Raw genomic sequence first — 23,993 nt, 5'->3', positions numbered from 1 at the left:
ACCAGGTCGAATTCCCGTCTGACCGGAGCGAACCGTGTACTTCACCGACCGCGGCATCGAGGAGCTGGCGAGCCGGCGCGGCGACGAGGAGGTCACCTTCGAGTGGCTGGCCGAGCGCCTGCGCGAGTTCGTCGACCTCAACCCCGACTTCGAGATCCCGGTCGAGCGGCTGGCCACCTGGCTGGCCCGGCTCGACGACGAGGACGACGAGTAGACCGCTGACACCGCCCCACCGAGGGGCCTGAAGGGCCCGGGTGACCACCGTCTCCCGGGCCCTTCGCGCTGCGCCCCTCGCCCTTCACCCCTAGGGGGCGGATCCGGGTCCGGCTCCGGGATCGGGGCGCTTGACTTCACCGTCACGCGATATATCGTCTTTAAAAGAGAACGCGATACATCGTGAGTCGCAACGGGAGGCGGCAGAGATGAGCCAGTGGACGGTCGAGGGACCCGACAGGATCACCATCGACGAAGCGGTCCGCGCGCTGCACGTGCGGATCATCGACGGCACGGTGAACGTGGTGGCGGCCGAGGGGCCGGCCCGCCTGGAGGTCACCGAGCTCAAGGGCGAACCGCTGCACGTCACCCTGGTGGACGGCGTCCTGACGGTCACCTACAAGGACATCAGCGGCTGGAGCGAGTTCGGTGAGGTGCTCAAGTCGGTCGACTCGGTCAAGGGGTTCTTCGCCTCGTTCAAGCGCAAGCGGGTGGCCGGGATCACCCTGACCGTGCCGGCCGCCGCCGAGGTCAAGGTGGGCGCCGTCTCGGCGGACACCACCGTCTCGGGCATCGCCGGGCACGTCTCGGTGCAGAGCGCCAACGGCGACACCACCCTGGTCGGCCTGGCCGGCCGGACCGACATCAACACCGTCACCGGCGACGTGGACGCCCAGTCGGTGGCCGGACAGCTCCGGCTGAACACCGTCTCCGGCAAGCTCACCGTGGTCGCCGGCACCGCCGACAGGGTGCAGGCCAACGCCGTCACCGGCGCGGTCACCCTGGACCTCGACGCGGCCACCCCGACCGACATCAAGGTCACCACGGTCAGCGGCCCGGTCGGCGTCCGGCTGCCCTCGCTGGCCGACACCAAGGTCGAGGCCGGCACCAACAGCGGCGACATCTCCAGCACCTTCGAGCAGCTCAAGGTCGGCGGCACCTGGGGCGCCAAGCGGCTCTCCGGCCAGCTCGGCGACGGCAAGGGCAGCCTCGCGGTGACCACCGTCTCGGGCTCCGTCACCGTGCTGCGCCGCCCCGACACCGAGGAGGACGGCCCGGTGGTCGTCAAGGAGCTCCCGGCCGGCCCCGACCTCACCAAGGAGGCATGACATGAGCCCCGTCTTCGGCCACGGCCGGCTCCGGCTCTACCTGCTGAAGCTGCTCGACGAGTCCCCCCGGCACGGCTACGAGGTGATCCGCCTGCTGGAGGAACGGTTCCAGGGCCTGTACGCGCCCTCGGCCGGCACCGTCTACCCGCGGCTCGCCAAGCTGGAGCAGGAGGGCCTGGTCGCGCACAGCACCGAGGGCGGTCGCAAGGTCTACCGGCTCACCGACGCGGGCCGCACCGAGCTGGCGGCCCGCCAGGGCGAGCTGGACGAGCTGGAGCTGGAGATCCGCGACTCGGTGGCCCAGCTCGCCGGGGCGATCCGCGAGGACGTCCGGGACAGCGCCAAGGACCTGCGCGAGGAGCTGTGGAGCGCGGCGAAGAAGGCGCAGCAGGAGGCGCCGGAGCAGGCCGGGGGCGGGGACCCGTGGGCCGGACCGTGGGGGGACAAGGACGCCTGGCAGCGTGCCAAGGAGGAGTTCACCCAGTTCAAGAAGCAGGCGCGGGAACAGGCCAAGCGCGCCAAGGAGCAGGAGAAGGCGGCCAAGGCCAAGGCGAAGGCCGCCGAGGAGGAGGCCCGCCGGCTGCGCGAGCAGTCCCGGGCCGCGCGGACGGCGGCGCAGCAGGAGGCGCTGCGGATCAAGCGCCGGGTCGAGCAGCAGGTCCGTGACCACGCGGCCCGCGGCGACTGGCCGACCGGGCTGGCCGAGGGGCTGTCCGAGCTGACCAGGGGTCTGGCCGGGCTCGCCGACGCGGCCCGCTGGGGCCACTCGGCGGAGGAGCGGAGCGAGCAGGCCGCCGAGCAGGTCACCGTCACCCGGATCGACCTCGACAAGGACGGCACCGGCGGGCCCGCCGCCGTACCGGCCGACCTGCCGGCGTGGACGGCGACCGACCCGGCCGGTGACCCGGCCCGGGAGCTGGAGCGGCTGCTCGACCGCTTCCGCGACCAGGTGCGCGACGCGGCCCGGGACGGCGGGGTGAGCGCCGACCGGCTGGCCGAGGCCCGCTCGGTGCTGGGTACGGCGGGCGAGCGGCTGCGGCGGCTGCTGGGCTGACCCGCCACCGGCCGACGGCCGATGCGGCGGGCCCGGCACTCCTCGGGGGAGGTGCCGGGCCCGCCGCGTGGGTCGCGTCGGGCCGGGCCGTCAGGGCGTGAGGACGATCTTCCCGAAGACGTCGCCCTTGGCGAGCCGGGCGAAGCCGTCCCGCGCCTCGGTGAGCGGCAGCACCGAGTCGATCACCGGCCGGACACCGGCGGTGGCGCAGAGCGAGAGCAGCCCGGCCAGCTCCTCCTTGCTGCCCATGGTCGAGCCGACCACCCTGAGCTCCAGGAAGAAGATCCGGTTGAGCTCGGTGGCGGTCGGGTTGGCTCCCGAGGTGGCCCCGGAGATGACCACGGTGCCGCCCGGGCGCAGCGACTTCACCGAGTGTGCCCAGGTGGCGGCGCCGACCGTCTCCATCACCGCGTCCACCCGCTCGGGCAGCCGGGCGCCGCTCGCGAAGGCGGCGTCCGCGCCGAGCCCCAGCGCCCGGTCGCGCCTGGTCTCGTCCCGGCCGGTGACCCAGACCCGCAGTCCGGCCGCCTTGCCGAGGACGATCAGCGCGGTCGCCACGCCGCCGCCGGCGCCCTGCACCAGGACGGTGTCGCCCGGCTTGACCCCGGCGTTGGTGAACAGCATCCGATAGGCCGTCAGCCAGGCGGTGGGCAGGCAGGCGGCCTGCTCGAAGCTGAGTTCGGCGGGCTTGGGCAGCAGGTTCCAGGTGGGGACGAGCACCTGCTGGGCGAAGGTGCCCTGGTAGCGCTCGGTGAGGATGGACCGCGGCTCGTCCGGGCCCACGCCGTGGCCGGTCTGGCCGATCACCGAGTGGACGACCACCTCGTTGCCGTGCTCGTCGACACCGGCGGCGTCGCAGCCGAGGATCATCGGCAGCCGCTCGGCGGGCAGCCCGACCCCGCGCAGCGACCAGAGGTCGTGATGGTTGAGGCTGGCGGCCCGGACGGTGACCAGGCTCCAGCCGGGGCGGGCCTGCGGCTCCGGGAGTTCACCCGACTCCAGTCCGCTCAGCGGGTCGTCGGCGTCGATTCGTGCGGCGTAGGCGGCAAACATGGTCCGGACGATAGCCGCGACGGGCGGGGCCCGGTAGCCCTCTCCCCTCCCCCCGGGTCGCCTCCGGGCGCTCGGACCCGCCGCCGACACTCCTCACTCCGGCGCTCGTGTCCCTCTTTTCCCCCGGGTCGCCTCCGGGCGCTCGGACCCGCCGCCGACACTCCTCACTCCGGCGCTCGTGCCTCGCTTGTCGCTCGTCGCTTTCGGCAGCGGGGCGCCCTTCGGCTCCCCGGGGAGCCGAAGGGCGCCCCGGGGAGCCGTTGACGCCGGGTCAGCGGCGGGCGACGCCCTCGGCGCGGGCGGCCTCGGCGACGGCCCTGGTGACGGCCGGGGCGACCCGCTCGTCGAACGGCGAGGGGATCACCTTCTGCGGGGTCAGCTCGTCGGCGACCGCCCCGGCCAGCGCCTTGGCGGCGGCCAGCTTCATGCCCTCGGTGATCCGGGCGGCCCGGACCTGGAGGGCGCCCGCGAAGATGCCGGGGAAGGCCAGCACGTTGTTGATCTGGTTCGGGAAGTCGCTGCGCCCGGTGGCGACGACCGCCGCGTAGCGGTGCGCGACCTCGGGGTGGATCTCCGGGGTGGGGTTGGCCATCGCGAAGATGAACGCGCCCTCGGCCATGGTGGCGACGACCTCCTCCGGCACGGTGCCGCCGGAGACGCCGATGAAGACGTCGGCGCCGGCCATCGCGTCGGCCAGCGAGCCCTTGAGGCCGGCCCGGTTGGTCTGCGCGGCGATCTCGGCCTTGACGTCGGTGAGGTCGCCCCGGCCGTCGTACACCACGCCGCGCCGGTCGCAGACCGCGACATCGCCGATGCCGGCGGCCAGCAGCATCTTGGCGATGGCGATGCCGGCCGCGCCGGCGCCGGAGATGACGGCGCGCAGGGAGCCGATCTCCCGGCCGGTGACCTTGGCCGCGTTCCACAGCGCGGCGGTGGTGACGATCGCGGTGCCGTGCTGGTCGTCGTGGAAGACCGGGATGTCCACGGCCTCCTGGAGCCGGCGCTCGATCTCGAAGCAGCGGGGGGCGGAGATGTCCTCCAGGTTGACGCCGCCGAAGGAGGGCGACAGCCGGACGACGGTCTCGATGATCTCGTCCACGTCGGTGCAGGCGAGCGCGATCGGGACGGCGTCCACCCCGCCGAACTGCTTGAACAGGATGGCCTTGCCCTCCATCACGGGGAGCGAGGCCTCCGGGCCGATGTCGCCGAGGCCGAGCACGGCGGTGCCGTCGGTGACGACGGCCACCGTGTTGGACTTCCAGGTGTAGTCGTTCACGAGCTCGGGCTGTTCGGCGATGGCCGTGCAGACCCGTGCGACACCGGGGGTGTAGGCGAGGGACAGGTCGTCCGCGTCGCGCACCGGGACGGTCGCCCGGATCTCCATCTTGCCGCCGCGGTGGAGCGCGAAAACGGCGTCGACCGGATCGTCGGTGTCCTGGGTGCTGCTGTGGATGATCTCCGCTGCCACGATGACCTCTTCGTCATTGGTTCAGCGAGGACGCGTGACCGACGGGCGGACGACCCCGCCGGAAACCGGAAACCGGGTACGCCGAAGCGGACCCGGGAGCGGGGGTCGGGGCGCTGCCGTCGGGGCGGCGCCCTCGGATGAGGGTGTTCTGTCTTAATTTGTCGGCACTGTGCTTCCGGGCCGAGCGTAGGCCGGACGACGGCATCGCACCTATGCCTTTTCGTCCTCGTCACGTGCATTTCATTCGCCGACAGCCACCTTGACGGCGTCCGGCGTCGGAGGCACCGGGCCCCGGCGACGGCAATGGCGAACGAGTACCCACACCCGCGGGAGTGAACGCAGACACGGAGGTGAGCCGGTGCCTCGGATACGGAGTCGACGTCGGAGACTTCCGTTCCTGCGCACCCCGAGCCTGTCGCGACTCGGCGGTCTGGGTTCGAGCATCGGGGGTCGCCCGGTACCGAATTCTGACACACCCGGTACCCGGCCCGGCAGGCCGGGAGGGCGGGACCGCCCGTTCCGCCCGCGTACGCCTGCGTACGCCTGCGCGGCGCTCCGGCAGCACCCCGCCCCTCCCGGCACGGCACGGCACGGCGAAAACCGCATACCTATACGGAGGGTGACAGGGACACGGTATTCGTCCGAATAGCGGACAAGGTGCACCCTCGTTATCCGATTTTGATCTGAATGAGGGCCACCCGACCGTCGTCAGATGGCAGGATTCCCCCCATCTCGGATCGAGCCGGCCACTGGTCGAGGCGGTTCGGTCAACGTCCACCTCGGCGGAGGGTGGCGGAAGCAGTCCCCTGCACCACCCTGCGCGAACCCCCGCCCAGGCCATGCACGACCGGCACTGCCCGTACGACGACGCACAGCGAAATACACCCGGTACAGCGCCGAACGGCCTGCTGCCCCGGTGCGCCGCGCCCCCGCGGCGCGCTCCGCCCGACCTCTCCCTCAGGAGGAGATCCCCCATGACCGCCCGTACCCAGCGCACCCGCCTCCTCGCGGCCGGCGCGGTAGTCGCGTCCGTCTCGCTCGTCCTGACCGGCTGCGGCAGCAGCAAGTCCTCCTCCGCCTCCGGCGGTTCGGGCGCGGCCAACCCGAGCGCCAGCGTCGCCGCCGTCACCGCCGACCCGGCGCTGGCCGCCCTCGTGCCGGCCGACGTCAAGTCCTCCGGCAAGCTGGTCGTCGCGGCCGACGCCTCCTACGCGCCCAACGAGTTCAAGGACGACAAGGGCAACATCGTCGGCATGGACGTCGACCTGGCGAACGCGGTCGCCAAGCGGCTCGGCCTGACCGCCGACGTGCAGAACGCCGACTTCACCTCGATCATCCCGGGTATCGCGGCCAAGAAGTACCAGCTCGGCATGAGCTCCTTCACCGACACCAAGGAGCGCGAGCAGACCGTCGACATGGTCACCTACTTCACCGCGGGCAGCGCGATCGCCGTGAAGAAGGGCAACCCGGACAAGATCGACCCCAAGGACCTCTGCGGCAAGAAGGTCGCCGTCCAGACCGGCACCACCCAGGCCGACGAGGTCCGTGACACGCGCAACCCCGACTGCGCCAAGGACGGCAAGCCCGCCATCCCCGGCGACGGCGACAAGTTCTCGCTCCAGACCGATGTCACCCAGGCCCTGGTGGCCGGCCGCGACCAGGTCATGATGGCCGACTCCCCGGTGATCGACTACGCGCTCAAGCAGACCAACGGCCAGCTGGAGAAGCTCGGCGACACCTACGACAGCGCGCCCTACGGCATCGTCCTGGAGAAGGGTTCCGGGCTGACCAAGGCCGTCCAGGGCGCCGTCCAGTCGCTGATCGCCGACGGCACCTACAAGCAGATCCTGCAGAAGTGGGGCGTCGAGGCGGGCGCGCTCGGCACGTCCGAGATCAACGCCGCCAAGAGCTGACCTCCGCCGAACCACACCCCCTGAGGCGACCTCATCGTGAAAACTTCCGACCAGGGGCAGGTGACACCGGGACGGTCCGAGACCATCAAGGCCGTCCCGGTCCGCCACCCCGGACGCTGGGCCGGAGCAGTCGTCATCGTCGTCCTCCTGGCGATGCTGCTCAACGCCCTGATCAACAACCCCGCCTTCCAGTGGGACGTCGTGGGCGACACCCTCTTCAACGACCAGATCCTGCACGGCGTCGGCGTCACGCTCGAACTGACCGCGCTGGCCATGGTGATGGGCGTGATCGGCGGCGTCGTCCTCGCGGTGATGCGGCTCTCGCCCAACCCGCTGCTCTCCGGCACCGCCTGGCTCTACATCTGGATCTTCCGCGGCACCCCCGTACTGGTCCAGCTGGTCTTCTGGAACTTCCTCGCCGCGATCTGGCCCAAGCTGTCGCTCGGCATCCCGTTCGGGCCGGCGTTCTGGTCCGAGTCGACCAACTCGCTGATCCCGGTCTTCACCGCGGCGCTGCTCGGTCTCGGCCTCAACGAGGCCGCCTACATGGCGGAGATCGTCCGCGGCGGCCTCCAGTCGGTGGACGAGGGCCAGACCGAGGCCGCCCACGCGCTCGGCATGAGCCGCGCGGCCGCGCTGCGCCGGATCGTCCTGCCGCAGGCCATGCGGGTGATCATCCCGCCGACCGGCAACGAGACCATCTCGATGCTCAAGACCTCCTCGCTGGCGAGCGCCATCGCGCTGGAGGAGCTGTACCAGGCCGGCCACAACATCTTCTCGCGCACCTTCCAGACCATCCCGGTGCTGATCGCGGTCTCCGTCTGGTACCTGTTCCTGACCTCGCTGCTCACCACCGGCCAGTACTACATCGAGCGGCACTACGCCCGCGGTACCAACCGGACGCTCCCCCCGACCCCGGTCCAGCGGCTCCGCCGCCTGTTCGCCGGCAAGCCCGTGCCGAGCGGGAAGCACGACGTGGTTCCCGGCCTTGAGGGAGGTGGCCACGTATGACCGATCTGACCAAGACCCCCGCGACCCCGGCCGACGCCGGCACCGACGGCCCGATGGTCAGGGCCGAGGGCGTGCGCAAGTCGTACGGCCTGGTCGAGGTGCTCAAGGGCATCGACCTGGAGGTCAAGCAGCGCGAGGTGTTCTGCCTGATCGGCCCCTCCGGCTCCGGCAAGTCGACCTTCCTGCGGTGCATCAACCACCTGGAGAAGATCAACGCCGGCCGCCTCTGGGTGGACGGCGAACTGGTGGGCTACCGGCAGAAGGGCGACCGGCTGCACGAGCTCAAGGACCGCGAGGTCGCCCTCAAGCGGCGCGACATCGGCATGGTGTTCCAGCGCTTCAACCTCTTCCCGCACATGACCGCGCTGGAGAACGTCATCGAGGCGCCGGTCCAGGTCCGCAGGGAGGCCAAGGCGTCCGCCAGGGAGCGGGCGATGGCCCTGCTGGAGCGGGTCGGCCTGGCCGACAAGGCGAAGAGCTATCCGTCCCAGCTCTCCGGCGGACAGCAGCAGCGCGTCGCGATCGCCCGCGCGCTGGCCATGAAGCCCAAGCTGATGCTCTTCGACGAGCCCACCTCGGCGCTCGACCCGGAGCTGGTCGGCGAGGTGCTGGACGTCATGCGCGGTCTGGCCGACGAGGGGATGACGATGATCGTCGTCACCCACGAGATGGGCTTCGCCCGCGAGGTCGGCGACGCGCTGGTCTTCATGGACGGCGGTGTGGTGGTCGAGTCCGGCACCCCCCGCGACGTGCTCACCGACCCGCAGCACGAGCGCACCCGCGCGTTCCTGTCCAAGGTGCTCTAGGACGCTCCCGTCGGCGCCCGGCAGGCCGGACCTGCCGGGCGCCGACGCCTGCCCCGCCCAGGTAATAGGCTGGAGCCAGTCAGCCCGTTACCGATTCTGGAAGGACCACCGTGGAGCTCGCCTCGTACGCCGACCTCGCCGTCCGGCTGGTGAACACCGAGGAGCCCGAGCGCGGCACCGACACGCTGACCTCGGTCGACGCCGTCCGCGGCCTGTTCTCCGAGAACACACGTGCCGCCGCGCTCGCCGACGAAGCCGACCTGCCCCGGCTGCGTGCCGTCCGGACCCGGCTGCGCGGGGTCTTCGAGGCCGCCGCCGAGGGGGACGAGATCCGGGGTGTCGACCTGCTGAACAGCCTGCTGATGGAGTACCCCGTCAGCCCGCTGGTCTCCGGCCACGACTACCTGGACGACGCCGGGCGCCCGCGCTGGCACCTGCACCTCGCCGACAACTCGCCCACCGCCACGGCCCACTTCAGCGCGGTCGCCTGCATGGGCCTGGCCGTCCACCTCACCGAACTGGGCGCCGACCGGCTCGGCATCTGCCAGGCCGCGCCCTGCCGCAACGCCTACCTGGACACCTCCACCAACCGCTCCCGGCGGTACTGCTCCGACCGCTGCGCCACCCGCGCCAACGTCGCCGCGTACCGGGCCCGCAAGCGCCAGGAGGCCGCCGTCCTGGCCGGGCAGGGCTAGCGGCCCTCCGGGCTAGAGATCCTCCGGCCGGACCCAGACGCCGAGCCGGCGGGCCAGGCCCGGCACCCGGACCAGCGGGCCCAGCAGCAGGCGCTCCAGCCGGCGGCCCGGGGCCAGCCAGGCCGGCCGGGGGCGCAGCCGCAGCAGCACCCGGCCGAGCACCAGCTCGTCCGGGACGGCGCCGTAGCTGCGGCTGTCGCTGTCGACCAGCCGGTTGTCGGACAGCAGCCACCAGCCCTTCGGGCGCCGGCCGTCGGCCCGCTTCACCACGAGCAGGTCCTGCTGCAACGGGTGGCGGACCACCACCACGGCGCCCGGCCTGATCCGCGCCCCGTACCGGACCAGCAGCCGGTCGCCCTCACGCAGCGTCGGCACCATCGAGTCCCCCGCCACGTCGATCAGTCCGAACGGTGCGGCACCCCCGCGGGTGCCGCCCTCCGGTTCCGCCATCCGCGTCACGACTCCTCCTCCCGGCTCGCCGCGTCCCAGTCTGCCGTACGGACCGTCACCCGCCGATGTCCGGATTCACCCGGTTCCGGGTCCGCCTTTTGCCCTAGGCCCACCGACCGATCGCGAAACCCCGTGACCGGAAGGGTAATCTCGGGCGCGGGAAGACGATCTAAGGAAGGACTCCCATGTTCTCTCGTCTGTTTGCACCGCGTGCCACCGCGCACGCCCACTGCGACCTGCCCTGCGGCGTGTACGACCCGGCGCAGGCGCGGATCGAGGCCGAGTCGGTCAAGGCCACCCAGGAGAAGTACCAGGCCAACGAGGACGCGCACTTCCGCGCTCGCGCCGTCATCATCAAGGAGCAGCGCGCCGAGGCCGTCAAGCACCACATCTCGGTGCTGTGGAGCGACTACTTCAAGGCCCCGCACTTCGAGAAGTACCCGCAGCTGCACCAGCTGATCAACGACACCCTGAAGGCCGCCTCGGCCGCCAAGGCGTCGACGGACCCGGCCACCGGTCAGGCCCTGCTCGACCTGATCGCCGAGGTCGACAAGATCTTCTGGGAGACCAAGCAGGCCTGACCGCCGCTCGGCCTCCGTCGACCGCCCCCGCCCGGACCACCACACCGGACGGGGGCGGTCGCGCGTTTCCGGGACATGCCCGGCGGCACCTGTAAGGGTTGCCTGGCCTTAGCGCTTGTTATGCTGCCAGGGCGTCCCATGGGGGAAGTCCGGTCCGAATCCGGCGCTGACCCGCAACGGTGGACGGGGCCCCGGCCCCGTGAGCCCGATCGCCCTGGGGCGCCGACCTCCCGACAACTCGCCGTGGAATGCGAGGGGATGGCGCCCCGGCCCCGCCACGGCCCGGGCGCGCCGCCCCGCGCCGCCCACGGCCCGAGGCGAAGGCGCGCCCCCCTCGTGAGCACCGCAGTGACCGCACCGGTCCGTCGAATACCCGCCGCGCCCCTGGCCGCCGGCCTGGCCGCGGCCCTGCTGCTGTCGCTGGTCTGCGGGGTCGCCCTGGGCTCCTCCGACCTCGGCTGGTCCCGGGTCCTGCGGCTGCTGGGCGCCGGGCTGACGGGCGGTCGGCTGGAGGCCGAGGAGGCGGCGGCGTACGCGATCGTCTGGGAGATCCGGCTGCCGCGCACCGTACTGGCCGCCGTGGTCGGCGCCGGGCTCGCGGCCACCGGGGTCGCCGTGCAGGCCATGGTCCGCAACGCCCTGGCCGACCCGTTCGTCCTCGGCATCTCCTCCGGCGCGGCGGTCGGCGCCAACGCCGTCCTGCTGCTCGGCGCCTTCGCCTCGCTCGGGGTCTGGGCGCTCTCGGTCTCCGCCTTCGGCTCGGCCCTGCTGGCGATGCTGCTGGTGTACGCGGCCGCCCGGACCGCCTACGGGCTCACCCCGCTGCGGCTGGTGCTCACCGGCACCGCGATGTCCTACGGCTTCTCCGCGGTGACGGCGCTGATGGTGTTCGGCGCCGCGCGCGGCGAGGCGGCCCGCAGCGCCATGATGTGGCTGCTCGGCAGCCTGGGCGGGGCGACCTGGGGCTCGGTGCCGATCGCCGCCGTCACCGTGCTGGCCGGCCTGGCCTGCCTCGCCCTCTCCGCCGGGCGCCTCGACGCGCTCGCCATGGGCGACGAGACGGCGGCCTCGCTCGGTGTGGACCCCGACCGGCTGCGCCGGCAGCTGTTCGTGGTGACGGCGGCCGTCACCGGCACCGTCGTCGCGGTCAGCGGCGCGATCGGCTTCGTCGGGCTGATGGTGCCGCACCTGGTGCGGATGCTGGTCGGCGCCGGCCACCGCCGGGTGCTGCTGGTCGCGCCGTTCGCCGGGGCGCTGCTGCTGGTCTGGGTGGACATCGTCTCGCGCACCCTGCTGGCGCCCGCCGAGCTGCCGGTCGGGGTGGTCACCGCGGTGCTCGGGGTGCCCTGCTTCCTGTTGCTGATGCGCCGCCGCGGCTACTCCTTCGGAGGCCGCTGATGGGCACCGGCGCGAACGCCGACCCGAGCACCGACACCACGGACACCCCGGAGACCGTCATCGAGACCGCCAGCGAGACCGCCCTGGACATCGCCGTCGACGGGCTCTCGGTCGACATCGCCGGCGCCCGGCTGGTCCACGACATCACCCTGGACGCCGCCGCCGGACAGGTGGTCGGCCTGGTCGGACCGAACGGCAGCGGCAAGTCGACCCTGCTGCGCTGCGTCTACCGGGCACTGCGGCCCGCCGCCGGCGCCGTCCGGCTGGGCGGCGAGGACCTGCACGCGCTCACCCCCCGCGAGGCCGCCCGGCGGGTCGCCGCACTGCCGCAGGAACACTCCGCCGAGTTCGACTTCACCGTGGCCGAGGTGGTCGGCATGGGCCGGCTGCCGCACCGCAGCGGATTCGCCGGCCCGACCGGCGGGGACGACCGGCGCTGCGCCGAGGCGCTGGCCCGGGTCGGCGCGGACCACCTGGCCGGGCGGGGCTTCCTGAGCCTGTCCGGCGGCGAGAAGCAGAGGGTGCTGATCGCCCGCGCGCTCGTCCAGGAGCCCCGGGTCCTGGTGCTCGACGAACCCACCAACCACCTGGACATCGCCCACCAGTTGGAGGTGCTGGCGCTGGTCCGGGCGGCCGGGCCGACGGTGCTCACCGCGCTGCACGACCTCAACCTGGCGGCCGGCCACTGCGACCTGCTGTACGTGATCAGGGCCGGCCGGATCGTCGCCTCCGGACCGCCCGTCGAGGTGCTGCGCCCCGCGCTGCTGGCCGGGGTGTTCGGCGTCCGCGCGACCCCCGTACGGCACCCCGAGACCGGCGCCGTCCAGCTGCTCTTCGACCGGCTCCGCTGACCCCGCTTCCCCTCCCGCCCTTTCCGCCCCTCCCCCCGACCCGAGGAACTCCCATGCGCACCAAGGCCGTCGCCGCCACCGCCCTGCTCACCCTCGCGCTGACCGCGTGCGGGGCCGAGATCGCCCCGAGCGGCGAGGCCGCGGCGGGCTCCGACCACTACCCGGTGACCGTCGACAACTGCGGCACCAAGGTCACCTACAAGGCGAAGCCCGCCCGGACGGTGACCAACGACGTGGGCATCACCGAGCTGATGCTCGCGCTCGGCCTCACCGACCGGATGGCCGGCTATGTGATGCCCGACGAGAAGGGCGACCTCGCCAAGGTCCCGTGGAAGGACGGCTACCAGCAGACCGCCTGGCTCTCCAAGCAGCCGATCACCAAGGAGCTCGTCCTGGACGCCCAGGCCGACCTGGTGTTCGCCGGCTGGCACTACGGCTTCGGCGAAGCCGACGGCTTCACCCCGCAGGTGCTGGCCGGCCTCGGCATCGACTCCTACGTGCTCAGCGAGTCCTGCCGCAGCGGCAAGGGCCCGGAGCGCGGGGTGATGTCGCCGCTGGACGCGCTCTACACCGACCTGGCCAACCTCGGCGAGATCTTCGACGTCCGCGACCGGGCCGACAAGCTGATCGCCGACTTCCGGGCGCAGGTCGCCGCCGTGCCGCAGCCCGAGCACCGGCCGGGCGTCTTCCTCTACGACAGTGGTGAGGACAAGCCGTACACCTCGGGCAAGTACGCCGCGCCCGAGGAGATCATCGCCAAGGCCGGCGGGCGCAACGTGATGGGCGACGTCGCCGACTCCTGGACCACCGTCGGCTGGGAGAGCGTCGTGCAGCGCGACCCCGAGGTGATCGTGATCAACAACTACGGTGACACCGACGCCGAGGCGAAGCGGAAGTTCCTGAAGTCCTTCCCGCCGCTGGCCGGCGTCGCCGCGGTCAGGAACGACCGGATCTTCGTGCTGGACTACGTCGACCTGGTGGAGAGCCCGCGCAACCCCGCCGCGATCACCGCCCTCGCGGCCTATCTGCGGTCCACGCCGGCGGCCTGAGCACGGGCCGGTCCGGCCCGGCCGGGCGGGCGTACGCTCGGAGTACGAGCCCGACGGAATCCGACCGGAGGAGCGAGAACATGAGCACCATGGCGGCACCTTCCGACTTCGACACCGCCGCCCTGCGCGAGGGCATCGAACGCGGGGACGCCGAGACCCTCCTCGCGCTCTACGCCGACGATGCCGAAGTGCGCATGGTCGACCACAAGACCCAGCCCAGCCATCCGCTGGTGATGCACGGCCGGAGCGAGATCGGCGCGATGCTGCGCGACATCTACGGCCGGGAGATGACCCACACCCTGGAACAGGTGGTGGTCCAGGGCGACCACATCGCCTTCATGGAGGCCTGCCAGTACCCCGACGGGGTCCGGGTCCTGGCCACCTCGGTCGCCGACCTGCGGGACGGCCGGATCGTCGACCAGACCTCGATCCAGGCCTGGGACGAGGCCTAGGCCCGAACGGGCCAAGTAGGCTCGTCACATGATCCGCACCGCCCTAGTCACCGACGTCCCGGTCATCCACGCCATGATCCGCGAACTCGCGGAGTACGAGAAGGCCCCGCACGAGGCGGTGGCCACCGAGGCACAGCTGCGGGACGCGCTGTTCGGCGCCGCCCCGGCGCTGTTCGGCCTGATCGCCGAGGACGACACCACCGGCGAGCCGGTCGGCTTCGCGGTCTGGTTCCTCAACTTCTCGACCTGGCGCGGGACGCACGGCATCTACCTGGAGGACCTGTACGTCCGCCCGGCGGCCCGCGGCGGCGGCCACGGCAAGGCCCTGCTGCTGGAGCTGGCGCGGATCGCCGTCGAACGCGGCTACTCGCGGATGGAGTGGTCGGTGCTCGACTGGAACGAGCCCTCGATCAACTTCTACAAGTCGCTCGGCGCGGTGCCGATGGACGGCTGGAGCGTCTACCGGCTCACCGGAGAGGCGCTCACCGCCGTCGGCGCGCGCTGAACACAGCGTGCCGACGGGGCCGCGCCCACCGGTACGCCGCCGAACAGACGGGCCCCGCCCGGCCGTACGAACGGGTTCCGTCCGGCCACTGACACCCTGTGTCGCGGCGCCCTACCATGAGTGACTCCCGCGCCGGGGCCAAAAGCGGTAACGTCTCGGGCGGATGCGCGGCGTCCGGCCACCCCTCGCGGGGTATGACCGGTACACGTACCGCACCACCCCTCTGGACAGTTGGGGCGAAGCAGTTGAGCCAAGCAACAGACAGTGCCGCGGCCACCGGCCCGGAAGCACAGCGCGTCACCCAGGAGGTGAGGGTGTCCCAGATCGACGGCGAGCCCGGGGTCCAGGACTTCGTGGAGGTCCGGCTGCCCGCGGCCGGGGCCTACCTCTCGGTACTGCGAACAGCGACGGCGGGGCTGGCGGCCCGGCTGGACTTCACGCTGGACGAGATCGAGGACCTACGGATCGCGGTGGACGAGGCCTGCGCCATCCTGCTCCAGCAGGCGGTACCCGGGTCGGTCCTGTCCTGCGAGTTCCGGCTGGTCGGCGACTCGCTCAAGGTCACCGTCTCCGCCCCGACCACGGACGGCCGGGCCCCCGAGCGGGACACCTTCGCCTGGACGGTGCTCTCCGCGCTGGCCGGCGAGGTGGACTCCTCGGTCGGCGAGGACAACACCGTGACGATCAGCCTGCACAAGAAGCGCGGCGGTTCCGCCACCCACTAGGGCCGCCGCAGCAGCAGCACCGAACAAGGGCCGTCCGGCCGGTACCCCCCACCCGGGCCCGGCGGACGGCTCCCGGTACCGCCCACCACGCGGTACGACCAATAAGACGAATCGGGGCCGCCCCACGGTCCCGGTGCTCCCGGAACGGAACGGGGGAATGGCCGTGAGTGATCTGGACCGTACCGGCCTCGCGACGGCGGGCCCTGCCGTACCGACCCAGGCGAGCGTTCCCGGCCTCGCCGCCAACGACGAAGCGCACCCGAAGGACGCCCACCGGATGAGCCAGCCGACCGAGCCGACGTCTGATCCGTCGCCCGTCCCCGTGCCCCCGCCGGCCGCGGCCGACCCGGCGGACCCCGCAGCCGAGGCGCTGCGCGGTGCGGTGCCCGCCCAGACCCCGCACCGCACCGGGGCGCCGGACCGCGAGGCGGCCCGGGCGCTGTTCGTCCGTCTGTCCGCGCTGCCCGACGGCTCCCCGGAGCGCGTCGAGCTGCGCAACCAGCTGGTGCGGATGCACATCCCGCTGGTGGAGCACCTGGCCCGGCGGTTCCGCAACCGGGGCGAGCCGCTGGACGACCTGACCCAGGTCGCCACCATCGGGCTGATCAAGTCGGTGGACCGCTTCGACCACGAGCGCGGGGTCGAGTTCTCCACCTACGCCACGCCGACCATCGTCGGCGAGATCAAGCGGCACTTCCGGGACAAGGGCTGGGCGGTCCGGGTACCGCGCCGGCTCCAGGAGCTGCGGCTGTCGCTGACCACGGCGACCAGCGAGCTCTCCCAGCGGCACGGCCGCTCCCCCACGGTGCACGAGCTGGCCGAGCACCTGGGGATCTCCGAGGAGGACGTGCTGGAGGGCCTGGAGTCCGCCAACGCGTACTCCACGCTGTCGCTGGACGTGCCGGACAGCGACGACGAGTCGCCGGCCGTCGCGGACACCCTGGGCGCCACCGACGAGGCGCTGGAGGGCGTCGAGTACCGGGAGTCGCTCAAGCCGCTGCTGGCGCAGCTGCCGCCCCGGGAGCAGAAGATCCTGGTGCTGCGGTTCTTCCGGAACATGACCCAGTCGCAGATCGCCGCCGAGGTGGGCATCTCACAGATGCACGTCTCCCGGCTGCTGGCCCGGACACTGGCCCAGCTCCGGGAGAAGCTCCTGGTGGAGGAGTAGAACTGACGACCGCCCAGCGGCGCCGGAACGGCCCTCTGCGCTCAGCCCTCGTGCGGAGCGTAGAGGGCCGCCGTCGATTTCGGGCCGAGCAGGGCGCCGATGCCGACCAGCCCGAGCAGGCCGACGGCCACCCCGACGGCCACCATCGCGCCGCCGCTCTGGCACATGTAGTAGCCCACCGGCAGGCAGACCGAGTTGGTCAGCACGGCCGGGCTGCGGCCCCAGCGCCGCCCCTTGAACAGCGCCCGGGCGGCCAGCACCGGCAACACGCCGAGCAGCACGATCACCGCGCCGCCGAACTCGTTCAGCGCCAGCTGCTTGGACTCACCGGACAGCGCGGACACCATGTCCCAGACGCCGACGACGGCCAGGGCGGCGCCCTCCAGCGCGGTGAGGGCGGCGCCCACGGCCAGGGACACCGGCCGGACGGAGCCGGCCGCGGGTACGGGTGCGGGGGATTCTGCGGTCACTCCAGCAGGGTAGCCGCCGGTCGGTCCGTACCGACCCGTAGGCTTTGCTCATGCGCGCTCTCCTGGTCGTGAACCCGAAGGCGACCACCACCAGTGGCCGCACCCGGGACGTGCTGATCCATGCCCTGCGCAGCGACCTCAAGCTGGAGGTGGCCCACACCGAATACCGGGGGCACGCGCGCGACCTGGCCCGCGAGGCGGCCGAGGACGGCACGGTCGACCTGGTGGTGGCGCTGGGCGGTGACGGCACCGTCAACGAGGTGGTCAACGGACTGCTGGCGCACGGCCCGGGCGAGAAGCTCCCCCGGCTGGCCGTGGTGCCCGGTGGCTCGACCAATGTGTTCGCCCGCGCGCTGGGCCTGCCCAACGACCCGGTGGAGGCCACCGGCGCCCTGCTGGACGCCCTGGAGCACCGCCGCGAGCGCCCGATCGGCCTGGGCAAGGCGATGACCGACGGACTGCCGGACCGCTGGTTCACCTTCACGGCCGGCCTCGGCTTCGACGCCGGCGTGGTCGGCCGGGTCGAGGAGCAGCGACGGGCGGGGCGCAGGTCCACCCACGCGCTCTATGTCGGCCAGGCCCTGCGGCACTTCGTCACCCAGCGTGAGCAGCGCAGATCAGGCCCGATCACCCTGCAACTCCCCGGCCGCGCGCCGGTGCCGGAGCTGGTGCTGTCGATAGTCAGCAACACCTCGCCGTGGACGTTCCTGGGGAACCGCCCGGTCTATCCCTCACCCCTCGCCTCCTTCGACACGGACCTCGACGTCTTCGGCATCACCCGGATGACCGCGTTCGGCACTGCTCGAACGGTCCGTCAGATCCTGCGGTCGTACGGGCCTTCGAGCGGCGACGGCACCTCTTCCGGCCCGTCCGGAAAGCATGTCGTCTCCTATCACGACGTCAGGCACTTCACCTTGGTTTCAGAGGAACCGGCTCCGTTCCAGGTCGACGGGGACCACCTTGGAGACAGGAGTCGCGTCAGTTTCACAGGCGTACGGCGGGCACTGCGTGTGATTGTGTGACTAGAAGGGGGCTTTACCCTTCTTCTCGAACGCACAAGCCCCCTTCACTCCATAGAAGTACCGGCTGTGAGCTAGGCGACACCGAAGAATCAAAAATTCCTCCCTGAAGGGGGTTGTATCCGGGCCTGAGGTTTGCGAACCTCTACATGGCGATCGGGACGCATCGCAGCGACGGCAACCTCAGATTCTGACGGGGGCCGACCGCGGGGTGTCCCTCGAATCGCCGAATCCCTCCCAGCACAGACCACCCGGGCCCGATGGGCCTTTGGTCTCTTTTGCTGTTGCGGGATTCGTGAAAGCGTTCACATTCACAAGCCATCGATTATGCCGACCGGGTCGCCCCGCCGGCAGGAGGAGTTGGACGACCATGGACTGGCGCCACCGCGCTGTCTGCCGCGAAGAGGACCCGGAGCTGTTCTTCCCGATCGGGAACACCGGTCCTGCTCTGCTGCAGATCGAGGAAGCCAAGGCCGTGTGCCGCCGCTGTCCGGTCATGGAACAGTGCCTGCAGTGGGCTCTTGAGACCGGCCAGGACGCCGGCGTCTGGGGTGGCATGAGCGAGGACGAGCGTCGCGCGATGAAGCGCCGCGCAGCCCGCAACCGCGCCCGCACCGCCTGATCACACGCCGCATTACCAGCAGTGACCGCAGTATCGATCAACACATGATCAAGGGCTTCCCTGCACCTCCTGGCGAAGCCTTCCGTACGACGGACCGCGTTCGGCGCGGTCTCGCGACACCGGGCCGCCCAGCCACTTGATACTGTTCACTTAGAGCAATATTGTGGAGCTGAGGCGCTCACCGTGTGCAACGCACCGATGCGGTGCCGCACCACCCAGAGCCCCCGTTCCGGCCGACTCCCCCCGACGGCCGGAACGGGTCGAGAGGCCCTGCCGACCCACCCCCCCCGGTCGGCAGGGCCTCGTTTCTCTGTCCGCGTCCGGGTACGGCTCCCCGGACGGCCCATCCCACCCGGGGATCGTGGAGCACGCGCCCCGGCGCCCTCGCCGGACGCGCGCCCCCACCGTGCTTCTCGGCGCACCGGTTTCAGCGCACCGGGATCTCCAGGATCACCTTGGTGCCGCCGTTCGGTCCGGCCACCATGTCGAAGGTGCCGCCCAGCTCACCGGTGGCCAGGGTGCGCACGATCTGCAGCCCGAGATTGCCCGCCTGCTGCGGGTCGAAGCCCTCCGGCATGCCCTTGCCGTCGTCCTGCACGGTGATCAGCAGGTACTCCTCCGGCCTGGTGCCGCCGTTCCAGCTGTCCGACCAGCCCATCCCGGTGGCCGGCGCCCGCCCGCGCAGCGCGCTGACCTCCAGGTTGCCGGAGGCGGACGGGCCGAACGCGTGTTCCAGCGCGTTCTGCAGCAGCTCGGTCAGCACCATCGACAGCGGGGTGGCCACCTCGGCGGAGAGGATGCCGAAGCTGCCGGAGCGCCGGGTCGCCACCCGGCCGTCCTGGGACAGCTCCATCACCATCGCCAGCACCCGGTCGGCGATCTCGTCGAAGGCCACCTGCTCGTCCAGCGCCTGGGAGAGCGTCTCGTGCACGATCGCGATCGAGCCCACCCGGCGGACCGCCTCGTCCAGCGCGGCCCGGCCGGCGTCCGAGTCCATCCGGCGGGACTGCAGCCGCAGCAGCGCGGCCACGGTCTGGAGGTTGTTCTTCACCCGGTGGTGGATCTCCCGGATGGTGGCGTCCTTGGTCATCAGCTCGCGGTCGCGGCGGCGCAGCTCGGTGACGTCCCGGCAGAGCACCAGCGAACCGGTCTGCGTGCCCTTGGGCCGGAGCGGGATGGCCCGCAGGGTCACCACACCACCCTGCACCTCCACCTCGGCCTGCCGGGGCGCCCAGCCGCTCGCCAGTTTCACCAGCGCCTCGTGCACGGCCGCCCGCGACGGCGGGGCCAGTTCGGCGGTGGCGCGGCCCAGGTGGCTGCCGACCAGGTCGGTGGTGAGGCCGAGGCGGTGGTAGGCGGAGAGCGCGTTGGGGCTGGCGTAGGTGACGATGCCGTCGGCGTCCAGCCTGATCAGACCGTCGCCGACGCGGGGGGCGGCGTCCATGTCGGCCTGCTCGACACCGTGGTACGGGAAGGTTCCGGCGGCGATCATCTGGGCCAGGTCGGAGGCGCTCTGCAGATAGGTGAGCTCGAGCCGGCTGGGGGTGCGGACGGTCAGCAGGTTGGTGTTCCGGGCGATCACCCCGAGCACCTTGCCCTCGCGGCGGACCGGGATGGACTCGACCCGGACCGGCACCTCCTCGCGCCACTCCGGGTCGCCCTCGCGCACGATCCGCCCCTCGTCGAAGGCGGCGTCCAGCAGCGGCCGGCGGCCGCGCGGGACGAGGTGGCCGACCATGTCGTCCTGGTAGGAGGTGGGGCCGGTGTTGGGCCGCATCTGGGCCACCGAGACGTAGCGGATGCCGTCCCAGGTCGGGATCCACAGGACCAGGTCGGCGAAGGAGAGGTCGGAGAGCAGCTGCCACTCCGAGACCAGCATGTGGAGCCACTCCACATCGGCACCGGTCAGGGTGGTGTGGCGGCGGACGAGTTCGTTCAGCGAGGGCACATGGCGAGGGTAGCTCCAGCCCGGGCGGGTGGGCGCGCCAGCACCGGGCGGCGGGCCGGCGGCGGGCGGGGACCGGCCCGCCGGAGGAGTTGTCCAGACCAATTTTCGGCGAGGCCTGGACAAGCCAGATTGGTCTAGTCCACAATGAAAGGGCACCAAGGAGAGGCCCACCGCGCAACTGCCCTGACCGCGCGAGGCCGCTCCTCGGTCGGACGCCGCCGAGCGAGGACCCCGCACAGTTCTCGATCGTCACCGGCGCCCGACGACAGCTCCGGGCTGCGGTGCCGCATGGGTTGAGGGTCCCGTGTCGGCGCCGTGGCCCGTAGTGCTTTCCGGTGGTGCTCCCGCGGGTCCGCCCGCTCCTTCGAACCATGTTCCGCCGCTCAGAGCCGAACCCCCGTCCACAGCCTGTGGACGGGGGTTCGGCGTCTTCCGGCGCGGGCGCCGGCCCGGCGTCAGTGGGTCTCGGTGACCTTGGCCAGGGCGCGCGGGGCGTCCGGGTCCTGGCCGCGGGCGATGGTGACCTCGTAGGCCAGCTGCTGGAGCGGCAGGATCTCCAGGATCGTCTGGACCTCCTCGGGCACACCGGCCGGCAGCGCGAAGCCCGCCGAGGCGGCGTCCACCTGCGACTGCTGGCCGATGACCACCAGGTCCGCACCGCGGCCGCGCAGGCGGTCCAGCACCGGCTGCAGGGCCTCGCCGCCCTTGCCGTCCGGAACGATCGCGATGACCGGGGAGACGTTGTCGACCATGGCCAGCGGGCCGTGCAGCAGGTCGGCGCCGGAGAACGGGGAGGCCGGGATGTAGGTGGTCTCCATCAGCTTCAGCGCCGCCTCACGGGCGGTCGGGTAGCCGTAGCCGCGCGAGGTGATGACCAGGCGCTGGGCGAAGCGGTAGCGCTCGGCCAGGGCCTTCACCTCGGACTGGCGGGCCAGGATGCCGGCGGCCAGGGCCGGCAGCTCCTTGGCGGCCGCGCCGTCGCCACCGCGCAGGCCCTCCACCAGCAGGTAGAGCGCCAGCAGCTCGGCGGTGTAGGTCTTGGTGGCGGGCAGGGCCTTCTCCGGGCCGGCCAGCACGTCGATGTGGAACTCGGAGACCTCGGCCAGCGGCGAGTCGGCGTTGTTGGTGACCGCCAGGGTGATGGCACCGGCCTCGCGGGCCGCCTTGGTGGAGGCCACCAGGTCCGGCGAACCGCCGGACTGGCTGACGGTGATGACCAGCACGTCGGTGAGGTCCGGCTTGGCGCCGTACGCGGTGGTGGTCGACATCGAGGTCAGACCGGCCGGCTTGCCGAGCAGGATCTCGATCAGGTACTTGGCGTAGAGCGCCGCGTTGTCGGACGTGCCGCGCGCGGTGAGCAGGACGAAGCGCGGGTTGCGGGCGGAGATCTGGGCCGCGATCTCGCGGATCTTCGGGGCGCCCTCGTCGAGGATGCGCTGGAGGACGGCCGGCTGCTCGGCCATCTCCGCCGCCATGATCCGGCCGGGGACGGAAACAGTCTGCGTGTCGGACATCTGGATGTGCCTCCGATGAGATGGTTCGACCCCACCCGGACGGGGATGCCCGGTGGGGACCTCTACGGCGGCGAGTCCGCACACTCGCTGCGGTGATTCCTGTGGCAATCCTACGGGGGCCACCCCCGTGGAGCACATTCGAGAGCCCCTCCCGCCCACGCGGCAGGGGCCCCCGGACGTACGACCGCCGGTCAGGACGGCTTGTTGATCAGCTGGTCGATCGCGGCGTCGGCCTCCTTGGTGGCCTGGTCCACCGACTTGCCCTTGATGATCGCGTTCAGCATCTCCGGCAGGATCTTCTGCTTCTCGACCGCGCCCCAGCCCGGGGCCAGCGGGGTGAACCAGGCGTCCGGCACCGCGTTGGCCGCGGCGGCGGTGGCCGGCTTGCTCTTCAGCTGGTTCAGCTGGGTCAGGTTGTTCGGCAGGATGTCCTTGTCCGCCAGCGCCTGCTCCGACTTGGTGCTGGTGAACATCCGGATCCAGTCGGTGGCCAGCTCGGCCGACGGCGACTTGGCGGTGACGGCGAGGTCCGAGCCGCCGATGAAGGTCGGCAGCGGCTTGCCGTCCGGGCCCGGCATGGTCGCCACCTTGACCGCGTCCTTGAGGCTCGGGTCGCCGGTGACCGGCGCGGTCACGCTGGCCGCCTCGTAGCCGTTGCCGTAGAAGGACGCGGCGTGCCCGCGGGCCATCGACTCGAACTGGTTCTGCTCGTTCACCGACAGGTCGCCCTTGTTGTACTTGCGCACCAGGTCGACGAAGTGGCTGATGCCCTGCTGGGACTTGGCGTCGTGCAGGGTGCCGTGCCAGTTGCCGGAGCTGTCGAACTTGGCGATGGTGCCGCCGTACGCGGAGACGTAGCTCATCGCGGCGTACCAGTACTGGCCGGGGAGGTAGAGCGGGGAGAAGGTCCGGTCGGCCTTGTTCTTGTCCGCGATCTTGTCCAGCGCCGCCCGCAGCTCGTCCTCGGTCTTGGGGAAGTCCGCGCTGCCGGTCGCCGACTGGAAGGCGGCGGAGTTGTAGATGGCGACCCGGGCGCCCGCGTAGTACGGCACGCACCAGAGCTTGTCCTGGTACGTACAGGTGTTGGCCAGCGCCTTGATCCAGCTGTCCGAGTTGTCGAACGTGGTCCGGTCGACCGGGGCCAGCGCGCCGGAGAGGACGTACTTCATGGTCTCGGTGTTGCCGAGCTCCACCACGTCGGGGGCGTTGCCGGCCGCCAGCGCGGCGTCCAGCTTGCCGACCTTGTCGGCCCAGCCCTGGTACGAGAGCTTCAGCGTGACGTTCGGGTACTTGGCCGCGAACTCGTCGTTGACCCGCTGCACGAGGTCCGGCCAGTTCTTCTGGGCATCGTCCATCAGCCAGACGGTGACCGTGCCGGTGGCGGCCTTCGGGTCCGCCGAGGCGCCGTCCTTGGTGTCCCCTGACGACGACCCCCCAGACGAACAGGCCGTCAGCCCGGCCGCCAGTGCGAGGGTCCCGAATGTCGCCATGAGCTGACGCGTCTTCACGCCATCCTCCGAGGGTGCTAGTGCCTGTTGCCCGCCGGCAGCGTGATGGCGCCCGCCGGGAGAGACCGGGGTGGGGCGGCGAAGAGCTTCGGGTGGGGCTGATACCACATCCGGTGAGGTTGAAGTTCGAACCGGATGGAGTGGAGCCTGGCCTAGACCACAAGCGGTGTCAACGCCAAATGGCCAGACCGCAAAGGACGTTGCAGAGCTGTTGTACCGCGTGGCGATCAGTTGTCGCCGTGTCACCCTAAGTAGAACTTAAGGCTGACTTAAGGCAGATTTGAGGGAACACCGACAGGGGGCGACTTCGCAGGTCAACACGGGGTTAACGAAACGGGCCCGCCATGCGACATGCGCATGACGGGCCCGCTCGAAAAGGTCTGCCGGCACTCTGGGTGACCGACCCGACCA

General features: G+C 71.6%; 24 protein-coding genes and 1 riboswitch. Of the genes, 17 read left to right on the top strand and 7 right to left on the bottom strand.

Annotated elements, in window-relative coordinates:
- The first annotated feature begins 34 nt into the window (after positions 1 to 34).
- The 3 genes from AB0P06_RS03405 to AB0P06_RS03395 all read left to right on the top strand — a co-directional run bounded on the left by AB0P06_RS03405 (position 35) and on the right by AB0P06_RS03395 (position 2,376).
- Positions 35 to 214 carry a DUF6104 family protein gene (locus AB0P06_RS03405; RefSeq protein WP_073926358.1) on the top strand — a complete coding sequence of 60 codons (180 nt, stop codon included), beginning with the start codon at positions 35 to 37 and terminating at the stop codon, positions 212 to 214.
- A gap of 208 nt (positions 215 to 422) precedes the next feature.
- Positions 423 to 1,322, top strand: a complete 900-nt coding sequence (locus AB0P06_RS03400; RefSeq protein WP_363604722.1) for a DUF4097 family beta strand repeat-containing protein — start codon at positions 423 to 425, stop codon at positions 1,320 to 1,322.
- A 1-nt stretch (position 1,323) separates the two neighbouring features.
- The gene (locus tag AB0P06_RS03395) at positions 1,324 to 2,376 is read left to right on the top strand and encodes a PadR family transcriptional regulator (RefSeq protein WP_363604720.1); all 1,053 of its coding nucleotides are present in this window, start codon (positions 1,324 to 1,326) and stop codon (positions 2,374 to 2,376) included.
- Positions 2,377 to 2,466: 90 nt separating this feature from the next.
- On the opposite strand, the gene AB0P06_RS03390 is transcribed toward AB0P06_RS03395, so the two are convergent.
- Together AB0P06_RS03390 and AB0P06_RS03385 are read right to left on the bottom strand one after the other, a co-directional pair.
- On the bottom strand, positions 2,467 to 3,429 hold the full coding sequence (locus tag AB0P06_RS03390) for a zinc-binding dehydrogenase (protein WP_363604718.1): 963 nt from the start codon (positions 3,427 to 3,429) through the stop codon (positions 2,467 to 2,469).
- A 271-nt stretch (positions 3,430 to 3,700) separates the two neighbouring features.
- On the bottom strand, positions 3,701 to 4,897 hold the full coding sequence (locus tag AB0P06_RS03385) for an NADP-dependent malic enzyme (protein WP_363604717.1): 1,197 nt from the start codon (positions 4,895 to 4,897) through the stop codon (positions 3,701 to 3,703).
- Between the two features lie 974 nt (positions 4,898 to 5,871).
- Here AB0P06_RS03385 and AB0P06_RS03380 point away from each other — a divergent pair.
- From AB0P06_RS03380 to AB0P06_RS03365, 4 genes are all read left to right on the top strand, one after another.
- On the top strand, positions 5,872 to 6,810 hold the full coding sequence (locus AB0P06_RS03380) for an ABC transporter substrate-binding protein (protein ID WP_363604716.1): 939 nt from the start codon (positions 5,872 to 5,874) through the stop codon (positions 6,808 to 6,810).
- A 36-nt stretch (positions 6,811 to 6,846) separates the two neighbouring features.
- The gene (locus tag AB0P06_RS03375; RefSeq protein WP_363604715.1) at positions 6,847 to 7,821 is read left to right on the top strand and encodes an amino acid ABC transporter permease; all 975 of its coding nucleotides are present in this window, start codon (positions 6,847 to 6,849) and stop codon (positions 7,819 to 7,821) included.
- Positions 7,818 to 8,627, top strand: coding sequence for an amino acid ABC transporter ATP-binding protein (locus AB0P06_RS03370; RefSeq protein ID WP_363604714.1), 810 nt, complete (start codon positions 7,818 to 7,820; stop codon positions 8,625 to 8,627). The genes AB0P06_RS03375 and AB0P06_RS03370 overlap by 4 nt, the downstream gene beginning before the upstream one ends.
- A 110-nt stretch (positions 8,628 to 8,737) precedes the next feature.
- The gene (locus tag AB0P06_RS03365) at positions 8,738 to 9,322 is read left to right on the top strand and encodes a CGNR zinc finger domain-containing protein (RefSeq protein ID WP_363604713.1); all 585 of its coding nucleotides are present in this window, start codon (positions 8,738 to 8,740) and stop codon (positions 9,320 to 9,322) included.
- Between the two features lie 12 nt (positions 9,323 to 9,334).
- On the opposite strand, the gene sodX is transcribed toward AB0P06_RS03365, so the two are convergent.
- Entirely contained in the window at positions 9,335 to 9,772 is a 438-nt protein-coding gene (gene sodX / locus AB0P06_RS03360) for a nickel-type superoxide dismutase maturation protease (RefSeq protein WP_363604905.1), read from the bottom strand.
- 185 nt (positions 9,773 to 9,957) lie between these two features.
- On the opposite strand from sodX, the gene sodN reads away from it, so the two are divergent.
- The 8 genes from sodN (at position 9,958) to AB0P06_RS03320 (ending at position 16,501) form a co-directional block, all read left to right on the top strand.
- Positions 9,958 to 10,353 (top strand): superoxide dismutase, Ni, encoded by a 396-nt coding sequence (gene sodN, locus AB0P06_RS03355; protein ID WP_189915683.1) that lies wholly within the window; start codon positions 9,958 to 9,960, stop codon positions 10,351 to 10,353.
- 112 nt (positions 10,354 to 10,465) lie between these two features.
- Positions 10,466 to 10,585: riboswitch (cobalamin riboswitch) on the top strand.
- 104 nt (positions 10,586 to 10,689) lie between these two features.
- Entirely contained in the window at positions 10,690 to 11,751 is a 1,062-nt protein-coding gene (locus AB0P06_RS03350) for an iron ABC transporter permease (protein WP_363604712.1), read from the top strand.
- Between the two features lie 83 nt (positions 11,752 to 11,834).
- Positions 11,835 to 12,602 carry an ABC transporter ATP-binding protein gene (locus AB0P06_RS03345; RefSeq protein WP_363604903.1) on the top strand — a complete coding sequence of 256 codons (768 nt, stop codon included), beginning with the start codon at positions 11,835 to 11,837 and terminating at the stop codon, positions 12,600 to 12,602.
- A 53-nt stretch (positions 12,603 to 12,655) separates the two neighbouring features.
- Complete coding sequence (locus AB0P06_RS03340; RefSeq protein ID WP_363604710.1) at positions 12,656 to 13,651, top strand: ABC transporter substrate-binding protein; 996 nt, start codon at positions 12,656 to 12,658, stop codon at positions 13,649 to 13,651.
- Between the two features lie 80 nt (positions 13,652 to 13,731).
- Positions 13,732 to 14,103, top strand: a complete 372-nt coding sequence (locus AB0P06_RS03335; protein ID WP_363604709.1) for a nuclear transport factor 2 family protein — start codon at positions 13,732 to 13,734, stop codon at positions 14,101 to 14,103.
- Between the two features lie 28 nt (positions 14,104 to 14,131).
- Positions 14,132 to 14,608: a GNAT family N-acetyltransferase gene (locus AB0P06_RS03330; RefSeq protein ID WP_363604708.1), complete on the top strand. Its 477-nt coding sequence runs from the start codon at positions 14,132 to 14,134 to the stop codon at positions 14,606 to 14,608.
- Between the two features lie 314 nt (positions 14,609 to 14,922).
- Positions 14,923 to 15,333: an anti-sigma regulatory factor gene (locus AB0P06_RS03325; protein WP_363604707.1), complete on the top strand. Its 411-nt coding sequence runs from the start codon at positions 14,923 to 14,925 to the stop codon at positions 15,331 to 15,333.
- Between the two features lie 163 nt (positions 15,334 to 15,496).
- Positions 15,497 to 16,501: an RNA polymerase sigma factor SigF gene (locus AB0P06_RS03320; protein ID WP_363604706.1), complete on the top strand. Its 1,005-nt coding sequence runs from the start codon at positions 15,497 to 15,499 to the stop codon at positions 16,499 to 16,501.
- A gap of 41 nt (positions 16,502 to 16,542) precedes the next feature.
- On the opposite strand, the gene AB0P06_RS03315 is transcribed toward AB0P06_RS03320, so the two are convergent.
- Entirely contained in the window at positions 16,543 to 16,971 is a 429-nt protein-coding gene (locus tag AB0P06_RS03315; protein WP_363604705.1) for a hypothetical protein, read from the bottom strand.
- A gap of 50 nt (positions 16,972 to 17,021) precedes the next feature.
- Here AB0P06_RS03315 and AB0P06_RS03310 point away from each other — a divergent pair, with 50 nt between their 5' ends.
- Both AB0P06_RS03310 and AB0P06_RS03305 read left to right on the top strand, forming a co-directional pair.
- Complete coding sequence (locus tag AB0P06_RS03310) at positions 17,022 to 17,993, top strand: diacylglycerol kinase family protein (protein ID WP_363604703.1); 972 nt, start codon at positions 17,022 to 17,024, stop codon at positions 17,991 to 17,993.
- Between the two features lie 367 nt (positions 17,994 to 18,360).
- On the top strand, positions 18,361 to 18,612 hold the full coding sequence (locus AB0P06_RS03305; protein WP_014138019.1) for a WhiB family transcriptional regulator: 252 nt from the start codon (positions 18,361 to 18,363) through the stop codon (positions 18,610 to 18,612).
- A gap of 427 nt (positions 18,613 to 19,039) precedes the next feature.
- Here AB0P06_RS03305 and AB0P06_RS03300 read toward each other — a convergent pair whose 3' ends face one another.
- The 3 genes from AB0P06_RS03300 to AB0P06_RS03290 form a co-directional block, all read right to left on the bottom strand.
- Entirely contained in the window at positions 19,040 to 20,560 is a 1,521-nt protein-coding gene (locus tag AB0P06_RS03300; RefSeq protein WP_363604702.1) for a PAS domain-containing sensor histidine kinase, read from the bottom strand.
- 455 nt (positions 20,561 to 21,015) lie between these two features.
- Positions 21,016 to 22,074: an SIS domain-containing protein gene (locus AB0P06_RS03295; protein WP_363604700.1), complete on the bottom strand. Its 1,059-nt coding sequence runs from the start codon at positions 22,072 to 22,074 to the stop codon at positions 21,016 to 21,018.
- A gap of 191 nt (positions 22,075 to 22,265) precedes the next feature.
- Positions 22,266 to 23,564, bottom strand: coding sequence for an extracellular solute-binding protein (locus AB0P06_RS03290; protein ID WP_363604698.1), 1,299 nt, complete (start codon positions 23,562 to 23,564; stop codon positions 22,266 to 22,268).
- Positions 23,565 to 23,993 lie beyond the last annotated feature (429 nt).

This window comes from Kitasatospora sp. NPDC088351 (assembly GCF_040685575.1).
GTDB lineage: Bacteria > Actinomycetota > Actinomycetes > Streptomycetales > Streptomycetaceae > Kitasatospora.
Note: the sequence above shows the minus strand (reverse complement) of the source record. Positions and strands in the feature narration are given on the sequence as shown.